The organism is Vibrio gazogenes (genome assembly GCF_023920225.1).
Lineage (GTDB): Bacteria > Pseudomonadota > Gammaproteobacteria > Enterobacterales > Vibrionaceae > Vibrio > Vibrio gazogenes.
This window is the reverse complement of record NZ_CP092587.1, coordinates 698,423-715,928: the sequence shown is the minus strand read 5'-3', so window position 1 is coordinate 715,928 and position 17,506 is coordinate 698,423. Positions and strand designations below refer to the sequence as shown.

Sequence of the window (17,506 nt, the reverse complement as noted above, 5' to 3'; positions counted from 1 at the left end):
AGCAATGACAACAGAAAAAACATTCGTACCAGAACTCCTTTCTCCGGCAGGTAGCCTCAAAAATATGCGTTACGCATTTGCCTATGGCGCAGATGCTGTCTATGCAGGGCAACCCCGATACAGTCTGCGGGTTCGTAATAATGAATTTAATCATGAAAACCTGAAAATCGGGATCGATGAAGCCCATGCTCAGGGAAAAATGTTTTATGTGGTCTGTAATATTCAGCCGCATAATTCAAAACTGAAGACGTTTATCCGCGATTTAAAACCCGTTGTCGATATGGGGCCGGATGCGCTAATCATGTCTGATCCGGGCCTGATCATGATGGTTCGGGAAGCCTTCCCTGACATGCCAATCCACTTATCGGTTCAAGCCAATGCCGTCAACTGGGCAACCGTCAAATTCTGGTCAATGCACGGCGTCACTCGGGTTATTCTTTCCCGAGAACTGTCTCTTGAAGAGATTGAAGAAATCCGAGAAAAATGTCCGGACACCGAACTGGAAATATTTGTTCACGGTGCACTTTGTATGGCCTATTCGGGTCGTTGCCTACTGTCCGGATACATTAACAAACGCGATCCGAATCAGGGAACATGCACCAATGCCTGCCGTTGGGAATACAAAGTCGAAAAAGGCACAGAAGACGAAGCCGGCCAGATCGTCGAACAATTTGATCCGAATTCGCCACAAGCGATAGAAGTGCAAAACGAACGTCCGGAAAACACCATTGGAGCGGGCAAACCGATAGACGATGTGGTGTTACTGTCTGAGAGCCACCGGCCAGATGAAAAAATGGCGGCTTTCGAAGATGAGCACGGCACCTATATCATGAACTCAAAAGATCTGCGTGCGGTACAGCATGTCGAGCGTCTCACGAAGATGGGGGTTCATTCCCTGAAAATCGAAGGCCGGACAAAATCATTCTATTATTGTGCCCGGACGGCTCAGGTGTACCGTAAAGCAATCGATGATGCTGTGGCAGGCAAGCCTTTTGATGAGACGCTGCTAGGCACACTGGAAAGTCTGGCACACCGAGGCTATACCGAAGGTTTCTTACGTCGCCATACGCATGATGCTTACCAGAATTATGACTATGGATATTCTGTATCGGATAGTCAGCAGTTTGTGGGTGAATTTACCGGTAAACGTCGTGGTGATTTGGTTGAAGTTGAAGTGAAGAACAAGTTCTGTCTGGGCGATAGTCTGGAACTGATGACGCCACAAGGGAATATCGTGTTCACACTGGAAGCGATGGAAAACCGCAAGAGTGAGGCAATTGATGACGCCAAAGGAAATGGTCATTTCGTTTATATTCCTGTGCCTGAAGACGTCAAGCTCGATTATGCATTACTGATGCGCAATCTGAACGTTGGTCAGGATACCCGTAACCCGACAGGCAAGTGATATGGCACTTTTGATCACCGGTAAATGCACCAATTGCGATATGTGCGAACCTGAGTGTCCGAATAATGCAATTTCATTTGGTGAACATCTTTATGAAATTAATCCGGATCTTTGTACCGAATGTAAAGGCCATTACGATCATCCGACTTGTCAGTCGGTTTGTCCGATAAGCAATTGCATCATCACAAATCCAGACCATATTGAAACAGAAGATGAACTGCTGGAAAAATTTGTCATTATTCAAGGGCTGACCTGATAATCTGCTCATTCCCCTTGTGTAAATGATGATAGTCTCAGATTGTTCACGAAAAAAAGCCCAATTAAAAAATTGGGCTTTTTTATCGCTGTTATTTCTTGGCTAATCCCTTACTGTTCAGGTAATCCCGAATAAAAGGTCGTTGCTCTTTACTCAGTTTGGTGGTGACTTGATCAGACCATGCTTGCTGCTTCGCATTTGTCGAGCGATGCTGGTAATAGTCTTCCATTTTTTGGTCATATTCATCGATCAGCGCGTGATCTAATGGCTGATAGCTGTTTTCATGAACAATAACTTGAGGGCTCAGACGTGGTTTCAACTCTGGATCTTGAGCCGGATATCCCAAACACATCCCAAACAAGATCGCGGTATATTGTGGTAATCCCAATAACTCATCGACTTCTTTCGGAGCATTGCGCAAGCCACCAATATAAACACCGCCGAGCCCCATCGACTCCGCCGCGAGCAAGCAGTTCTGCGCCATAATCCCGGCATCAATCGCTCCAATCAAAGTGAGCTCAGTATATTCCGACTGAACATTTGGATTCAGTGAAGCATGACGTTGGTAATCAATGCAAAAAACTAAAAATTCTGCTGCACTTGCCACATAAGACTGATTTCCTGCAAGTTCAGCTAAAACCCGCCGTTTCTCCTGATCCGTAACTCGTATAATAGAGACAGTTTGTAACAAACTTGAAGAAGACGCTGCAATCCCAGAAGCAATAATGGCATCCATCTGTTCTGTTGTGAGTGGTTTCTCTTGAAAGGAACGAATCGAGCGATGGCTCTGAATAGTTTCAATGACCGGATTCATCTTAAATTGTCTCCATTTTCTCAATTAATAATGTTGCGCATTATCATAGTAATCTGTCTGGTTCAGTGCTGTAAAAATAACAGCAACATCAACCTCTTCTCCTATCACTTCTCTGACCTGTTGCGTAATAACTTGTGCAACCTGATCCTGAGTTTCCTGCCCCCGATCAAACCACAACACTTCAACAAAAGGATAAGCTTGAGAAACCTCTCCCTCTTGGAAGAAAGTGGTATATATGTATTCGAATGTAAAATCTTCACGAGGAGCATTCATCGGGGACTGTAGTTCATCCACCAATGTTTTTGAAAGGTGCTGGACGGTCTGCGGTTCAACCGCGCGAAATCGAAAATGGGGCATACTGACTTCCTCTTTTTCAGCAAATGATACCATTTTTCCCCTAACGCTGTTGAGAGAATAAAAAATAAATAGTCATCAGTATTGTTTCCCCCAAAGCAACCATTTATGGGACGGCTTATCTGAGCCGCTGTATGGGCGATTCTGAAACAACAAAGTTTTTTATGACACTCTATTTTGTACCTAATATCAATCGCACTAATTTTATGATCTAATGTCAACTTCAATAGGAGCTGATATGATGACCTCTGACTTCCCAAAACTTATTCGTGAAACATCTGATGCTAGGATGCGTACGAGACTTCTTGCTATATCTCATTTCGTGGATGGAAAAAGCCGCACTCAGATCGCCAAATATTTAAAAGTCAGTCGTACCAGTGTCAATAACTGGGTGGTGACTTATTTGAAGAACGGTGTTGAAGGCTTAGTAGAAAAGCAGCATACAGGCCGTCCTCCACGACTGACTGAAGACCAGCTATCTCAGTTAAAGCTGTACATAACTTCCAATGCGATTAAGCCTGAAGGTGGAAGACTACAGGGAACAGATATTATTGAATTCATACATGAGGAATTTGGCCTATCGTACAGCTTATCAGGTATCTATAAAATATTGAGAAAGCTTGATTTAGTTTGGATAACAACGCGTTCAAAGCACCCAAAGCAATCTGTAGAAGCGCAAGAAGCTTTTAAAAAAATTCCAAATCGAAACGATCCTTAAGATCCCAGGACATGTGGCTTTAAAAGATGTTCAAATCTGGTTTCAAGATGAAGCCAGATTTGGCCAGCGCAACACAACCACCCGAATATGGGCAGAAAAAGGGACTCGCCCCAGAGCGGTACAACAACAGCAATTTGAGTATGCGTACCTCTTTGGAGCGGTGTGCGTTAATACCGGAGAAACTGAAGCTATTGTTGTGCCGATGAGCAACATGGAAGCAATGAAAGAGCAACTCAGGCTCATTTCTCAATCAACACCCACGGACAAACATGCTGTCGTCATCATGGATCAAGCCAGTTGGCATCAAAGTTATACCAATCGCACTAATTTTATGATCTAATGTCAACTTCAATAGGAGCTGATATGATGACCTCTGACTTCCCAAAACTTATTCGTGAAACATCTGATGCTAGGATGCGTACGAGACTTCTTGCTATATCTCATTTCGTGGATGGAAAAAGCCGCACTCAGATCGCCAAATATTTAAAAGTCAGTCGTACCAGTGTCAATAACTGGGTGGTGACTTATTTGAAGAACGGTGTTGAAGGCTTAGTAGAAAAGCAGCATACAGGCCGTCCTCCACGACTGACTGAAGACCAGCTATCTCAGTTAAAGCTGTACATAACTTCCAATGCGATTAAGCCTGAAGGTGGAAGACTACAGGGAACAGATATTATTGAATTCATACATGAGGAATTTGGCCTATCGTACAGCTTATCAGGTATCTATAAAATATTGAGAAAGCTTGATTTAGTTTGGATAACAACGCGTTCAAAGCACCCAAAGCAATCTGTAGAAGCGCAAGAAGCTTTTAAAAAAATTCCAAATCGAAACGATCCTTAAGATCCCAGGACATGTGGCTTTAAAAGATGTTCAAATCTGGTTTCAAGATGAAGCCAGATTTGGCCAGCGCAACACAACCACCCGAATATGGGCAGAAAAAGGGACTCGCCCCAGAGCGGTACAACAACAGCAATTTGAGTATGCGTACCTCTTTGGAGCGGTGTGCGTTAATACCGGAGAAACTGAAGCTATTGTTGTGCCGATGAGCAACATGGAAGCAATGAAAGAGCAACTCAGGCTCATTTCTCAATCAACACCCACGGACAAACATGCTGTCGTCATCATGGATCAAGCCAGTTGGCATCAAAGTTATCTTGCCGATTCATTCAAGAACGTGACTATCATTCATATACCGTCCTATTCACCGGAACTGAATCCAATAGAGCAGGTATGGAGTTGGTTACGTCAGAACGAAATAGCCAATAGGTGTTTTGAATGTTATGACGATATTGTCGACAAGCTGTGTAGTGCTTGGAATCGTTTTTGTGCAGACAAAAGCAGAGTCATTTCACTCTGCTTTAGAGATTGGACCATGTTGACCAATTAATTAGTGCGATTGGTATTATCTTGCCGATTCATTCAAGAACGTGACTATCATTCATATACCGTCCTATTCACCGGAACTGAATCCAATAGAGCAGGTATGGAGTTGGTTACGTCAGAACGAAATAGCCAATAGGTGTTTTGAATGTTATGACGATATTGTCGACAAGCTGTGTAGTGCTTGGAATCGTTTTTGTGCAGACAAAAGCAGAGTCATTTCACTCTGCTTTAGAGATTGGACCATGTTGACCAGTTAATTAGTGCGATTGGTATTATGACACTCTATTTTGTACCTAACAATTTTATTTTTGTTCAAAACGTAAAAAACCCGCTCAATGAGCGGGTTTCGTTTTGCATAATTATGCAATTTGTAATGGCAGGGGTGGAGGGATTCGAACCCCCAACACGCGGATTTGGAATCCGCTGCTCTGCCAATTGGAGCTACACCCCTGTAATCGCTAAAAGCGAAATATAAATAAGTGGCGGAGCGGACGGGACTCGAACCCGCGACCCCCGGCGTGACAGGCCGGTATTCTAACCAACTGAACTACCGCTCCACAAATAACTGTCTCTCAATAAAGTCTTATAATCTCATTGCTTTATTGAGACGTTTGTCGCTGGGCGATGAGGATTTTGAAGTGAGACGCGCAGTGTGCAAGTGCACATGAGCATCGCAGCTATCAAAAGCATCAAGCTTCAGTAGACAAACGATAAATTAAAGCCTGGCGATGTCCTACTCTCACATGGGGAGACCCCACACTACCATCGGCGCTGTTTCGTTTCACGACTGAGTTCGGCATGGGATCAGGTGGGTCCAAAACGCTATCGTCGCCAAGCAAATTCTTTCAATTCGAAAAGCTGATTCTCTCTCTACACAATCAAGTCTCTTACTGAGCCCTAAAACCCCTTCGGTGTTGTATGGTTAAGTCTCACGGGCAATTAGTACAGGTTAGCTCAACGCCTCACAGCGCTTACACACCCTGCCTATCAACGTTCTAGTCTCGAACAACCCTTCAGGACGCTTTAAGCGCCAGGGAGAACTCATCTCAAGGCTCGCTTCCCGCTTAGATGCTTTCAGCGGTTATCGATTCCGAACTTAGCTACCGGGCAATGCGATTGGCATCACAACCCGAACACCAGAGGTTCGTCCACTCCGGTCCTCTCGTACTAGGAGCAGCCCCTTTCAATTCTCCAACGCCCACGGCAGATAGGGACCGAACTGTCTCACGACGTTCTAAACCCAGCTCGCGTACCACTTTAAATGGCGAACAGCCATACCCTTGGGACCGACTTCAGCCCCAGGATGTGATGAGCCGACATCGAGGTGCCAAACACCGCCGTCGATATGAACTCTTGGGCGGTATCAGCCTGTTATCCCCGGAGTACCTTTTATCCGTTGAGCGATGGCCCTTCCATTCAGAACCACCGGATCACTATGACCTGCTTTCGCACCTGCTCGAGCCGTCACTCTCGCAGTTAAGCGGGCTTATGCCATTGCACTAACCTCACGATGTCCAACCGTGATTAGCCCACCTTCGTGCTCCTCCGTTACTCTTTGGGAGGAGACCGCCCCAGTCAAACTACCCACCAGGCACTGTCCTCACCCCAGATAATGGGGCCAAGTTAGAACATCAAACATACAAGGGTGGTATTTCAAGGTCGGCTCCACAATCACTAGCGTGACTGCTTCAAAGCCTCCCACCTATCCTACACATGTAGGCTCAATGTTCAGTGCCAAGCTGTAGTAAAGGTTCACGGGGTCTTTCCGTCTAGCCGCGGGTACACTGCATCTTCACAGCGATTTCAATTTCACTGAGTCTCGGGTGGAGACAGCGTGGCCATCATTACGCCATTCGTGCAGGTCGGAACTTACCCGACAAGGAATTTCGCTACCTTAGGACCGTTATAGTTACGGCCGCCGTTTACCGGGGCTTCGATCAAGAGCTTCGACCGTAGTCTAACCCCATCAATTAACCTTCCGGCACCGGGCAGGCGTCACACCGTATACGTCATCTTACGATTTTGCACAGTGCTGTGTTTTTAATAAACAGTTGCAGCCACCTGGTATCTGCGACTCTCATCAGCTCCATCCGCAAGGGACTTCACCGTCAAGAGCGTACCTTCTCCCGAAGTTACGGTACCATTTTGCCTAGTTCCTTCACCCGAGTTCTCTCAAGCGCCTTGGTATTCTCTACCCGACCACCTGTGTCGGTTTGGGGTACGATTTCTTGTGAACTGAAGCTTAGAGGCTTTTCCCGGAAGCATGGCATCAATGACTTCACATCCGTAGATGCTCGACATCGTGTCTCAGCCTATTGTAGAGCCGGATTTGCCTAACTCTACAGCCTACGCACTTGAACCTGGACGACCGTCGCCAGGCCCACCTAGCCTTCTCCGTCCCCCCATCGCATTCACAACAAGTACGGGAATATTAACCCGTTTCCCATCGACTACGCTTTTCAGCCTCGCCTTAGGGGTCGACTTACCCTGCCCCGATTAACGTTGGACAGGAACCCTTGGTCTTCCGGCGGGGAGGTTTTTCACCCCCCTTGTCGTTACTCATGTCAGCATTCGCACTTCTGATACCTCCAGCATGCTTTACAACACACCTTCAACGGCTTACAGAACGCTCCCCTACCCAATGCGATAAATCGCATTGCCGCAGCTTCGGTTTACAGCTTAGCCCCGTTACATCTTCCGCGCAGGCCGACTCGACTAGTGAGCTATTACGCTTTCTTTAAATGATGGCTGCTTCTAAGCCAACATCCTAGCTGTCTGAGCCTTCCCACATCGTTTCCCACTTAGCTGTAATTTGGGACCTTAGCTGGCGGTCTGGGTTGTTTCCCTCTCCACGACGGACGTTAGCACCCGCCGTGTGTCTCCCGGATAGTACTTACTGGTATTCGGAGTTTGCAAAGGGTTGGTAAGTCGGGATGACCCCCTAGCCTTAACAGTGCTCTACCCCCAGTAGTATTCGTCCGAGGCGCTACCTAAATAGCTTTCGGGGAGAACCAGCTATCTCCGAGTTTGATTGGCCTTTCACCCCTAGCCACAAGTCATCCGCTAATTTTTCAACATTAGTCGGTTCGGTCCTCCAGTTGATGTTACTCAACCTTCAACCTGCCCATGGCTAGATCACTCGGTTTCGGGTCTATATCCAGAGACTAAACGCGCAGTTAACACTCGCTTTCGCTACGGCTCCCCTAATCGGTTAACCTTGCCACTGAATATAAGTCGCTGACCCATTATACAAAAGGTACGCAGTCACACCACGAAGGTGCTCCTACTGCTTGTACGTACACGGTTTCAGGTTCTATTTCACTCCCCTCACAGGGGTTCTTTTCGCCTTTCCCTCACGGTACTGGTTCACTATCGGTCAGTCAGGAGTATTTAGCCTTGGAGGATGGTCCCCCCATCTTCAGACAGGATATCACGTGTCCCGCCTTACTCGTTTTCACTTCAACAACGCCTTCGGTTACGGGGCTATCACCCTCTATCGCGTGCCTTTCCAGACACTTCACCTAACGCTGTAAAAGCTTAAGGGCTACTCCGATTTCGCTCGCCGCTACTGTCGGAATCTCGGTTGATTTCTTTTCCTCGGGGTACTTAGATGTTTCAGTTCTCCCGGTTCGCCTCATCAGGCTATGTATTCACCTGATGATACATGCTGCTGCATGTGGGTTTCCCCATTCGGAAATCGTAGATTCAAGTGGCTCTTACTGCCTCATCTACGCTTATCGCAAGTTAGTACGTCCTTCATCGCCTCTGACTGCCAAGGCATCCACCGTGTACGCTTAGTCACTTAACCATACAACCCGAAGAAGTTTCGAGCTGCATATCAGTAACCTAGGTGTCTCTCATTATTTTACATGAGCGAGAGACTGGTTTTGCCGGACTCAATTGAATAGACACTAAATTGTGTCATTCCAAGAACACTTGATTGTGTTGGTCTTTCTCTTTCGAGAAAGTATTGAGAACTTTTACAAATAATCGTCTGTTTCCAAAGAAACACACATTATTTTGTCAGCTTTCCAAATTGTTAAAGAGCAAAGATTTTGTATATTACAAAACCATTTTTAAAGATTCTGTCTAAAAACCCTTAAAGATGGTGGAGCTATGCGGGATCGAACCGCAGACCTCCTGCGTGCAAGGCAGGCGCTCTCCCAGCTGAGCTATAGCCCCATCTTTAGAGATAAATCATTGAAGAGCAAGGCAGTTTTCGAGGACGTGTATCGTTTATACACGACGAGGAAACTAACGCCGCTATTCGAAGATTTTGGTGGGTCTGAGTGGACTTGAACCACCGACCTCTCGCTTATCAGGCGAACGCTCTAACCACCTGAGCTACAGACCCAAACTCTCTTTGCTTATAAACCAAATCAATCTGTGTGGACACTCATCCAAAATATCTCTTCGTAAGGAGGTGATCCAGCGCCAGGTTCCCCTAGCGCTACCTTGTTACGACTTCACCCCAGTCATGAACCACAAAGTGGCAAGCGTCCTCCCGAAGGTTAAACTACCTGCTTCTTTTGCAGCCCACTCCCATGGTGTGACGGGCGGTGTGTACAAGGCCCGGGAACGTATTCACCGTGGCATTCTGATCCACGATTACTAGCGATTCCGACTTCATGGAGTCGAGTTGCAGACTCCAATCCGGACTACGACGTACTTTTTGGGATTCGCTCACTTTCGCAAGTTGGCAACCCTCTGTATACGCCATTGTAGCACGTGTGTAGCCCTACTCGTAAGGGCCATGATGACTTGACGTCGTCCCCACCTTCCTCCGGTTTATCACCGGCAGTCTCCCTGAAGTTCCCACCCGAAGTGCTGGCAATCAAGGATAAGGGTTGCGCTCGTTGCGGGACTTAACCCAACATTTCACAACACGAGCTGACGACAGCCATGCAGCACCTGTCTCTCAGTTCCCGAAGGCACAAGACTGTCTCCAGTCTCTTCTGAGGATGTCAAGAGTAGGTAAGGTTCTTCGCGTTGCATCGAATTAAACCACATGCTCCACCGCTTGTGCGGGCCCCCGTCAATTCATTTGAGTTTTAATCTTGCGACCGTACTCCCCAGGCGGTCTACTTAACGCGTTAGCTCCGAAAGCCACGGCTCAAGGCCACAACCTCCAAGTAGACATCGTTTACGGCGTGGACTACCAGGGTATCTAATCCTGTTTGCTCCCCACGCTTTCGCATCTGAGTGTCAGTATCTGTCCAGGGGGCCGCCTTCGCCACCGGTATTCCTTCAGATCTCTACGCATTTCACCGCTACACCTGAAATTCTACCCCCCTCTACAGTACTCTAGCCTCCCAGTTTCAAATGCAACTCCGGGGTTAAGCCCCGGGCTTTCACATCTGACTTAAAAAACCACCTGCATGCGCTTTACGCCCAGTAATTCCGATTAACGCTCGCACCCTCCGTATTACCGCGGCTGCTGGCACGGAGTTAGCCGGTGCTTCTTCTGCAGCTAACGTCAAAATATAACTCTATTAAAGCTATATCCTTCCTCACTGCTGAAAGTACTTTACAACCCGAAGGCCTTCTTCATACACGCGGCATGGCTGCATCAGGCTTGCGCCCATTGTGCAATATTCCCCACTGCTGCCTCCCGTAGGAGTCTGGACCGTGTCTCAGTTCCAGTGTGGCTGATCATCCTCTCAGACCAGCTAGAGATCGTCGCCTTGGTGAGCCCTTACCTCACCAACTAGCTAATCCCACCTGGGCATATCCCGACGCGAGAGGCCCGAAGGTCCCCCTCTTTGGTCCGTAGACGTCATGCGGTATTAGCCATCGTTTCCAATGGTTATCCCCCACATCAGGGCAATTTCCCAGGCTTTACTCACCCGTCCGCCGCTCGTCAGCAAAGAAGCAAGCTTCTTTCTGTTACCGCTCGACTTGCATGTGTTAGGCCTGCCGCCAGCGTTCAATCTGAGCCATGATCAAACTCTTCAATTAAAGTTTTTGTGACACCGAAGTGTCGGCTCAATGAATACTGCTTTTCGTCTCCGCTTTTTAAAAAAGCGAAAGCAAAAAGTCACATTACATAAGTAATGCTGAATTGACTGTGCTCTTGTCAGATAACAGCAAACTGCTTTCCAACTTGATATTGGTCACTCGGTTCATTGATAAAATCTTATTGGATATTTATCGACGAGTGCCCACACAGATTGATTGGTCTATATTGTTAAAGAGCTTAGCTCCGAAGCGTTTGGTTAGCACTTGAAGCGGACGGACATTTTAGCGAGATAAATCTTGGTGTCAAACACTTTTTTTATTCTCTTTTTTGAGCACTTAAGACTCAAAATCCGTCATTGAATCGTGACTGAGTCCCGAGACAACGAGGCGCATTATATGGCGTTAATTTAACTTAGCAATAGCAAAAACTATAAATTCTTTCTTTTTTCGTCCAACAGATTAAATATCAATCGAAGCGATTAATTTTTTAGCACTTTTATCCGAGTGATCACGTATTTTACGCATCTCCCATGCAAAAAGAGGTGCCATCAGACACCTCTTTTGTGATTTCAACCCAGCCGAACTACTGTGACATTACAATCTGACTATCTTCTACTGAAAGACGAATCGGTATCCCTGGTAGCAATTCTCCACTCAGAATTGATTTCGCTAGTGGGTTTTCTACGGATTGCTGTATGGCTCGTTTAAGTGGTCTCGCACCATAAACGGGGTCATAGCCAACTTGAGCAATCAATTCTAATGCAACATCTTCAACTTCAAGATCATAATCTTTTTCCTGCATTCGTTGACGCAGATGCTCAATCTGAATCGATGCAATCGACTTAATTTGTCCTTTGCCCAATGGATGAAATACCACACACTCATCAATCCGGTTGAGGAACTCAGGACGGAAATGTTTACTGACAACATCCATCACTTGCTCTTTCATTGTTTCATAATTCAGCTCTTTAAAATGTTCCTGAATATGTGAAGAACCTAAATTAGATGTCATGATTACAACGGTATTGCGAAAATCAACCGTTCTACCCTGTCCGTCGGTTAATCGCCCATCATCCAAAACCTGAAGTAGAATGTTGAAAACATCAGGGTGAGCTTTTTCAACCTCATCTAATAGAATGACAGAATAAGGTTTTCTACGGACGGCTTCAGTCAAATATCCACCTTCTTCGTATCCGACATAACCGGGAGGCGCACCCACTAAACGAGCCACGGAGTGCTTCTCCATAAACTCGGACATATCAATTCGAACCATGGCATTATCACTATCGAACATAAAGTTGGCGAGTGTTTTACACAGCTCAGTTTTACCAACCCCGGTTGGCCCCAAGAATAGGAAGGAACCAATGGGTCGAGCGGGATCCGATAAACCAGCTCGACTACGGCGGATTGCATTGGATACAACCTCAACAGCTTCCCCTTGCCCAATAACCCGTTTATGCAACGCATCTTCCATACGTAGTAGTTTTTCTTTCTCAGCTTCAAGCATTTTTGAAACTGGAATACCGGTTTGCCTTGACAGAACTTCTGCAATTTCAGCATCCGTTACTTTATTTTTCAGTAATGTCATTTCCTGCATTTCGGCTTGAGTCGCAAGATCCAACTGCTTCTCTAATTCAGGGATGCGGCCATACTGGAGTTCCGACATCCGGTTCAGATCAGTTGCTCTACGAGCAACTTCAAGATCCAAACGGGCCTGTTCAAGTTCGGCTTTGATATGTTGAGTACCAGAAAGGGCCGCTTTTTCAGCATTCCAGATCTCTTCTAGCTCTGCATATTCCCGTTCTTTCTCTTGCAATTCATCATTGAGAATATTCAGTCGTTTCTCACTGGCATCATCATGCTCATTACTAAGCGCCTGTTGTTCTATTTTCAACTGCACGATTCTGCGTTCTAGTTTATCCAACGCTTCTGGTTTTGAGTCAATTTGCAGACGAATGCTGGAAGCCGCTTCATCGATTAGATCAATTGCTTTATCGGGAAGCTGACGATCCGAGATATATCGGTGAGAAAGACTCGCTGCCGATACAATCGCCGGGTCAGTAATCTCGACATGATGATGGAGTTCATAACGCTCTTTCAGGCCACGTAAAATCGCAACCGTATCTTCGACACTCGGTTCAGAGACCAATACTTTCTGGAAACGACGCTCAAGCGCGGCATCTTTTTCAATATACTGACGATATTCATCCAAGGTTGTAGCGCCAACACAGTGAAGCTCTCCTCTGGCTAATGCCGGTTTCAACATATTACCGGCATCCATAGACCCTTCACCTTTACCAGCGCCGACCATGGTATGCAGCTCATCAATGAACAGAATGATATTCCCTTCTTCTTTAGCAAGCTCATTCAGAACAGACTTCAAACGTTCTTCAAACTCACCCCGATATTTCGCACCAGCGACCAATGCCCCCATATCAAGGGAAAGCACCCGACGTCCGCGAAGCCCTTCCGGAACTTCACTGTTGATAATCCGCTGCGCTAATCCTTCCACAATGGCGGTTTTACCCACCCCCGGCTCACCGATAATCACTGGATTATTTTTAGTCCGGCGCTGAAGAACCTGAATCGTCCGCCGGATCTCATCATCACGGCCAATGACTGGATCCAGTTTGCCCTGTTCCGCACGCTCGGTGAGATCGATAGTATATTTCTCAAGTGCCTGACGTAGCTCTTCCGCATTCGGATCATTAACTTTCTGTCCGCCACGAATTTTCTCTATTGCGTCAGAGACTTTTTTCTCAGTCAAACCGATTTCTTTCAATAGTTTTCCGAGAGGCCCTTTGTCTTCTAAAGCCGCTAAAAGAAAAATTTCGGAAGAGATGTAAGCATCTTGTCGTTTCTGGGCAACCTTGTCACACATATTCAAGACTGAACCCATGGAATTGGACAACTGAACTTCACCACCGATGCCACTCACTTTAGGAAGTCGATCGAGCATTTCTCCAAGTTTGGAGCGTAAATGCATGACATCTACATCCAGCATGGTCAGTAGTGGTCGGATAGGACTGCCATTTTGATCGAGCAAAGAGACCATCAAATGAACAGGTTCTATATATTGATGATCACGCCCGAGTGCGAGTGACTGGGCATCAGAAATGGCAATTTGAAATTTACTGGTAAATCGATCAAGACGCATATCTATCTCCTGCTTGCTTCGGAGCAATAAAATTTCACTGTTAGAAAAATGGATACGCTTGATCGTTTTTTCAAGGGGGAGAGGTCAAATCACCACCATAAAAAGATGGTTATTTGATCCAAATAAATGAAGCTTGTCTTCCTGTCACACCATCCCGACGGAAAGAGAAAAAATTGTGGCTATCACTGTATGTACATAAGCCACTGACGGAAACGCGTCCAACACCGACTCGGTTCAGTCGTTGTTGCGCCAATTGCACCAAATCTGCAGACCACTTTCCATCTTGCTGGCGTGGTTCAAACGCTTGTTCAGCCATTGGGTCTATCTGGGTGAACGCTTCGACCACATCATCACCGACTTCAAAAGCAGCTTTACCGATCGCAGGCCCCAGCCATACCATCACTTCCCCAGAGAAGTTGGCGACGGCTTCTTCAATAATCCCGTGAGCTAACCCTCGCCAACCAGCATGAACCGCAGCGACTTCAGTCCCTGATGTATTCGTCATCAGAATAGGTAAACAGTCTGCGGTCATCACCGCACAAACAACACCTGGTATCCGGGTAAAAAGCCCATCGGCATCCAGTACATCAGTAGTTGGCTGATGAACGGGAAGCACTTGTGTTGAATGGGTTTGATTCATCCATACCGGCGTTGAAGGCATGTCAGCATAGACAATGATCCGTTGACGGTTTTCTGCAACATGTTCCGCCGAATCACCGACATGCATCCCCAAGTTAAGGCTGTGATATTTCCCGGTGGACACACCGCGTTGGCGTGTCGAAGACACCGCCTGAACATTTTGAGGAAGCTGCCAGTCAGGGATGATCATGATGAATATTCATCTTTTCCATATTTGTTGATATCGTCACGTAATGCTTCAGTCAGAATCACCATATCTTCAGGAACTGGAGCATGAAATTCCAGTTCTTCTCCTGTAATCGGATGTTCAAACCGCAACATAACTGCGTGTAGCGCCTGACGATCAAAGTTTCTGATCAACGATACAACCTCGTCATCTGCACCTTTCGGAATTCTGACTCGCCCGCCATATGCAATATCGCCCAACAACGGATGCTGAATCGATGCCATATGCACACGAATTTGGTGAGTTCGTCCGGTTTCCAACCGCAATCTGATTCGCGTATGTTCACGGAAATGTTCTGCCACCCGATAATGGGTCACGGCTGGTTTTCCCATGGGTGATACAGCCATCAATGTTCGTTTGGTCGGATGTCGGCCAATCGGTTGATCAACCAAACCGCCAGCGGTCATTGTTCCGATTGCAATTGCTTCATATTCTCGGGTGATTTTTCGCTTCTGGAGCTCCCGAACCAAACGTGTTTGAGCGGGAACGGTCTTGGCGACCACCATCAGGCCGGTTGTGTCCTTGTCCAGACGATGGACAATCCCCGCTCTCGGCACTTCCGCAATTTGTGGATAATGATGCAGTAATGCATTCAGCACCGTGCCATCGGGTGTCCCGGCACCGGGATGGACCACAAAATCACGGGGTTTATTGATCACCAGAATATCATCATCTTCATAGACGATATCCAACGCAATATCCTGAGGAAGCCAGCGCTCTTCATCTTCCAATTCAGCGTGAAGGACAATTTCTTCCCCTCCCATCACTTTCTGACGAGGTTTAATCACCACTTCGCCATCGACAACCACTTTGCCGGCAAGTAACCATTCTTTAAGACGAGAACGGGAAAAATCAGAAAACAGTTCGGCAATCGCCTGATCGAGGCGTTGTCCTAACTGGCTATCTCTTACGGTACTCTTTAATTCAATCTGCTGAGCCATATCGAACTTTTTAAAAAACAAGGAGACTAATAGTCCCTAGTATGGATAAAATGATGCACTATTGTATCTGTTACCACAGAGAAAGTAACGTAACCTTTTCCAAAGAGAACTTTCACTGAACTATTTGAATTAAAGGAAGCCACTTCTGACATGAAATACCAAGCTTTATCAGGTCTACTTGCGCTGACACTTCTAGCGGGATGCTCCAGCAGTGAACACGTTGTTCCCGATATCCCTCCTTCACAGCTCTATTCAGAAGCCAAAGTCTCTTTGCAAAACGGTAATTGGACCAGTGCAATTGAAAAATTGGAGGCCATGGACTCACGTTATCCGTTCGGAGCGTATTCAAAACAAGTCCAGCTTGATCTGATCTACGCTTATTATAAAAGTGATCAGCTCGCCATGAGTCTGGCAACGATTGATCGCTTTATGCGTTTAAATCCAACGCACGATAAAATCGATTGGGTGCTCTATATGAGGGGCTTAACCAATATCGCCCAAGATGCCAATTTTATGCAGGATCTGTTTAATATTGATCGGTCAGATCGCGATCCTGAGCCCGCGAAAGAAGCTTTTGCCGATTTTAAAAAATTACTTGAGCGCTATCCAGACAGTCCTTACGCCAAAGATGCTCATCAACGCCTTTTGGCGCTGAAGAACAGGCTGGCTAATTATGACTTGGCGACGGCAGATTTTTATTTGAGAAGGGAAGCATGGATTGCAGCGATCAGACGTTGTCAGGAACTACAAAAGACCTTCCCGAATACTGAAGCTGCGAGAAAGTCATTGCAAATACAATTGCAAGCCTATCAACAGTTGGGGTTAACTGACGCAGTGAAGCGAACGAAGACACTCATCAAATTAAACCCCATCAAATAAACACACATAAATAAAACAGACGAATACAGATTGCTCTTTCTCATTTTGGGAGGAGCAATTCGTTTTTTGGAAAGGAGATGCGAATTAACTAAGCAACCGATTTGATGACTTTTTAACTGACGTTTTTTATCAAGCTGAAAAAAACCACTAAAAAACAAATATTTTTCAGTTCAACCTTCCTCTAATCTAGCGTGACGTAAAATATTCTCAACCCTTTTCTCACTTTCTCGCGATGACTCTTTGCGACAGATCACGTTTGGTTCCACATCAGAATTCATCGCCCATTTAAGTGACGCGTGTCACATTTTTTCCATATCAAACAGGTAACCTGAAGGTAATCCAGATGGGATAGCTACAGAGGAATCATCTATGAATGTAAACATTATCGGTAAAAATATTGAAGTCACCTCTGCAATCCGCGAGCATATCGAAGGGAAAATCAAAAAACTGGAAAAATGGCAAGTTGATATCATTGGCTGTCAAACCACATTCCAAGAAGAGCCGGATAAAAAGAAAAAATTCGAAGCGATTATTTCGATTCCCAAAGGACAACTGGTTGCCTCGGCTACACACGAAGATCTCTATATCGCTGTAAATGAAGTCGAACAGAAGCTAGAACGTCAGCTCAATAAACTGAGACACAAACCAGAAGCCAGACGTACCGATAAAGATAAAATTGACCCATCGACAACCTTGTAAAAAAGAAATCATTTCTCATATCAAACAGCGCTGAATCAGCGCTGTTTTTTGCTTGACGCCTTATGACACCTTGC

The 17,506-nt window shown here is 46.1% G+C and carries 12 protein-coding genes, 4 tRNA genes, 3 rRNA genes and 1 pseudogene; 8 read left to right on the top strand and 12 right to left on the bottom strand.

The window, feature by feature from the left end; translation table 11 throughout:
* The first annotated feature begins 4 nt into the window (after positions 1–4).
* Together trhP and MKS89_RS03300 are read left to right on the top strand one after the other, a co-directional pair.
* Complete coding sequence (gene trhP, locus MKS89_RS03305) at positions 5–1,405, top strand: prephenate-dependent tRNA uridine(34) hydroxylase TrhP (protein WP_072962738.1); 1,401 nt, start codon at positions 5–7, stop codon at positions 1,403–1,405.
* 1 nt (position 1,406) lies between these two features.
* Positions 1,407–1,661 (top strand): YfhL family 4Fe-4S dicluster ferredoxin, encoded by a 255-nt coding sequence (locus tag MKS89_RS03300; RefSeq protein ID WP_072962741.1) that lies wholly within the window; start codon positions 1,407–1,409, stop codon positions 1,659–1,661.
* Between the two features lie 91 nt (positions 1,662–1,752).
* On the opposite strand, the gene nfsA is transcribed toward MKS89_RS03300, so the two are convergent.
* Both nfsA and MKS89_RS03290 read right to left on the bottom strand, forming a co-directional pair.
* Positions 1,753–2,475 carry an oxygen-insensitive NADPH nitroreductase gene (gene nfsA / locus MKS89_RS03295; RefSeq protein ID WP_072962744.1) on the bottom strand — a complete coding sequence of 241 codons (723 nt, stop codon included), beginning with the start codon at positions 2,473–2,475 and terminating at the stop codon, positions 1,753–1,755.
* Positions 2,476–2,499: 24 nt separating this feature from the next.
* A complete protein-coding gene (locus MKS89_RS03290; protein ID WP_072962749.1) occupies positions 2,500–2,832 on the bottom strand; it encodes a DUF1904 domain-containing protein in 333 nt (110 codons plus the stop codon).
* 235 nt (positions 2,833–3,067) lie between these two features.
* On the opposite strand from MKS89_RS03290, the gene MKS89_RS03285 reads away from it, so the two are divergent.
* The 4 genes and pseudogenes from MKS89_RS03285 to MKS89_RS03270 form a co-directional block, all read left to right on the top strand.
* Positions 3,068–3,547: a helix-turn-helix domain-containing protein gene (locus MKS89_RS03285; protein ID WP_159439594.1), complete on the top strand. Its 480-nt coding sequence runs from the start codon at positions 3,068–3,070 to the stop codon at positions 3,545–3,547.
* A gap of 13 nt (positions 3,548–3,560) precedes the next feature.
* Entirely contained in the window at positions 3,561–3,887 is a 327-nt protein-coding gene (locus MKS89_RS03280; RefSeq protein ID WP_159439614.1) for a transposase, read from the top strand.
* A 23-nt stretch (positions 3,888–3,910) separates the two neighbouring features.
* A protein-coding gene (locus tag MKS89_RS03275; protein WP_252518332.1) for an IS630 family transposase occupies positions 3,911–4,937 on the top strand; the annotation gives its coding sequence in 2 pieces (ribosomal slippage) (positions 3,911–4,360 and positions 4,362–4,937; 1,026 coding nt in all).
* A 19-nt stretch (positions 4,938–4,956) separates the two neighbouring features.
* Positions 4,957–5,190: pseudogene (locus MKS89_RS03270) on the top strand (transposase); the annotation flags it as partial.
* 117 nt (positions 5,191–5,307) lie between these two features.
* Here the strand turns inward: MKS89_RS03270 and MKS89_RS03265 are convergent.
* The 10 genes from MKS89_RS03265 to rluD form a co-directional block, all read right to left on the bottom strand.
* Positions 5,308–5,384: transfer RNA gene (locus tag MKS89_RS03265), tRNA-Trp, on the bottom strand.
* Between the two features lie 29 nt (positions 5,385–5,413).
* Positions 5,414–5,490 (bottom strand) — tRNA-Asp (locus MKS89_RS03260).
* A gap of 163 nt (positions 5,491–5,653) precedes the next feature.
* A 5S ribosomal RNA gene (gene rrf / locus MKS89_RS03255) occupies positions 5,654–5,769 on the bottom strand.
* 82 nt (positions 5,770–5,851) lie between these two features.
* Positions 5,852–8,741, bottom strand: a 23S ribosomal RNA gene (locus MKS89_RS03250).
* Between the two features lie 298 nt (positions 8,742–9,039).
* A tRNA-Ala gene (locus tag MKS89_RS03245) sits at positions 9,040–9,115 on the bottom strand.
* Between the two features lie 95 nt (positions 9,116–9,210).
* Positions 9,211–9,287, bottom strand: a tRNA-Ile gene (locus tag MKS89_RS03240).
* 62 nt (positions 9,288–9,349) lie between these two features.
* Positions 9,350–10,891 (bottom strand): 16S ribosomal RNA (locus tag MKS89_RS03235).
* Together the 16S, 23S and 5S rRNA genes with 4 tRNA genes alongside form the textbook arrangement of a ribosomal RNA operon.
* A 583-nt stretch (positions 10,892–11,474) precedes the next feature.
* Positions 11,475–14,048 (bottom strand): ATP-dependent chaperone ClpB, encoded by a 2,574-nt coding sequence (clpB, locus tag MKS89_RS03230; RefSeq protein WP_072961123.1) that lies wholly within the window; start codon positions 14,046–14,048, stop codon positions 11,475–11,477.
* 109 nt (positions 14,049–14,157) lie between these two features.
* Entirely contained in the window at positions 14,158–14,877 is a 720-nt protein-coding gene (gene pgeF, locus MKS89_RS03225; RefSeq protein WP_072961125.1) for a peptidoglycan editing factor PgeF, read from the bottom strand.
* On the bottom strand, positions 14,874–15,854 hold the full coding sequence (gene rluD / locus MKS89_RS03220) for a 23S rRNA pseudouridine(1911/1915/1917) synthase RluD (RefSeq protein WP_072961127.1): 981 nt from the start codon (positions 15,852–15,854) through the stop codon (positions 14,874–14,876). The genes pgeF and rluD overlap by 4 nt, the downstream gene beginning before the upstream one ends.
* Positions 15,855–16,004: 150 nt before the next feature.
* On the opposite strand from rluD, the gene MKS89_RS03215 reads away from it, so the two are divergent.
* Positions 16,005–16,733 (top strand): outer membrane protein assembly factor BamD, encoded by a 729-nt coding sequence (locus tag MKS89_RS03215; protein ID WP_072961128.1) that lies wholly within the window; start codon positions 16,005–16,007, stop codon positions 16,731–16,733.
* Positions 16,734–17,102: 369 nt separating this feature from the next.
* Complete coding sequence (hpf, locus tag MKS89_RS03210; RefSeq protein WP_072961130.1) at positions 17,103–17,432, top strand: ribosome hibernation-promoting factor, HPF/YfiA family; 330 nt, start codon at positions 17,103–17,105, stop codon at positions 17,430–17,432.
* The last annotated feature ends 74 nt before the right edge of the window (positions 17,433–17,506 follow it).

Bases quoted from the DNA above. Each gene is read 5' to 3' on its own strand.
- trhP (WP_072962738.1), top strand. From the start codon at position 5: ATGACAACAGAAAAAACATTCGTACCAGAACTCCTTTCTCCGGCAGGT.
- MKS89_RS03300 (WP_072962741.1), top strand. From the start codon at position 1,407: ATGGCACTTTTGATCACCGGTAAATGCACCAATTGCGATATGTGCGAA.
- nfsA (WP_072962744.1), bottom strand. From the start codon at position 2,475: ATGAATCCGGTCATTGAAACTATTCAGAGCCATCGCTCGATTCGTTCC.
- MKS89_RS03290 (WP_072962749.1), bottom strand. From the start codon at position 2,832: ATGCCCCATTTTCGATTTCGCGCGGTTGAACCGCAGACCGTCCAGCAC.
- MKS89_RS03285 (WP_159439594.1), top strand. From the start codon at position 3,068: ATGATGACCTCTGACTTCCCAAAACTTATTCGTGAAACATCTGATGCT.
- clpB (WP_072961123.1), bottom strand. From the start codon at position 14,048: ATGCGTCTTGATCGATTTACCAGTAAATTTCAAATTGCCATTTCTGAT.
- pgeF (WP_072961125.1), bottom strand. From the start codon at position 14,877: ATGATCATCCCTGACTGGCAGCTTCCTCAAAATGTTCAGGCGGTGTCT.
- rluD (WP_072961127.1), bottom strand. From the start codon at position 15,854: ATGGCTCAGCAGATTGAATTAAAGAGTACCGTAAGAGATAGCCAGTTA.
- MKS89_RS03215 (WP_072961128.1), top strand. From the start codon at position 16,005: ATGAAATACCAAGCTTTATCAGGTCTACTTGCGCTGACACTTCTAGCG.
- hpf (WP_072961130.1), top strand. From the start codon at position 17,103: ATGAATGTAAACATTATCGGTAAAAATATTGAAGTCACCTCTGCAATC.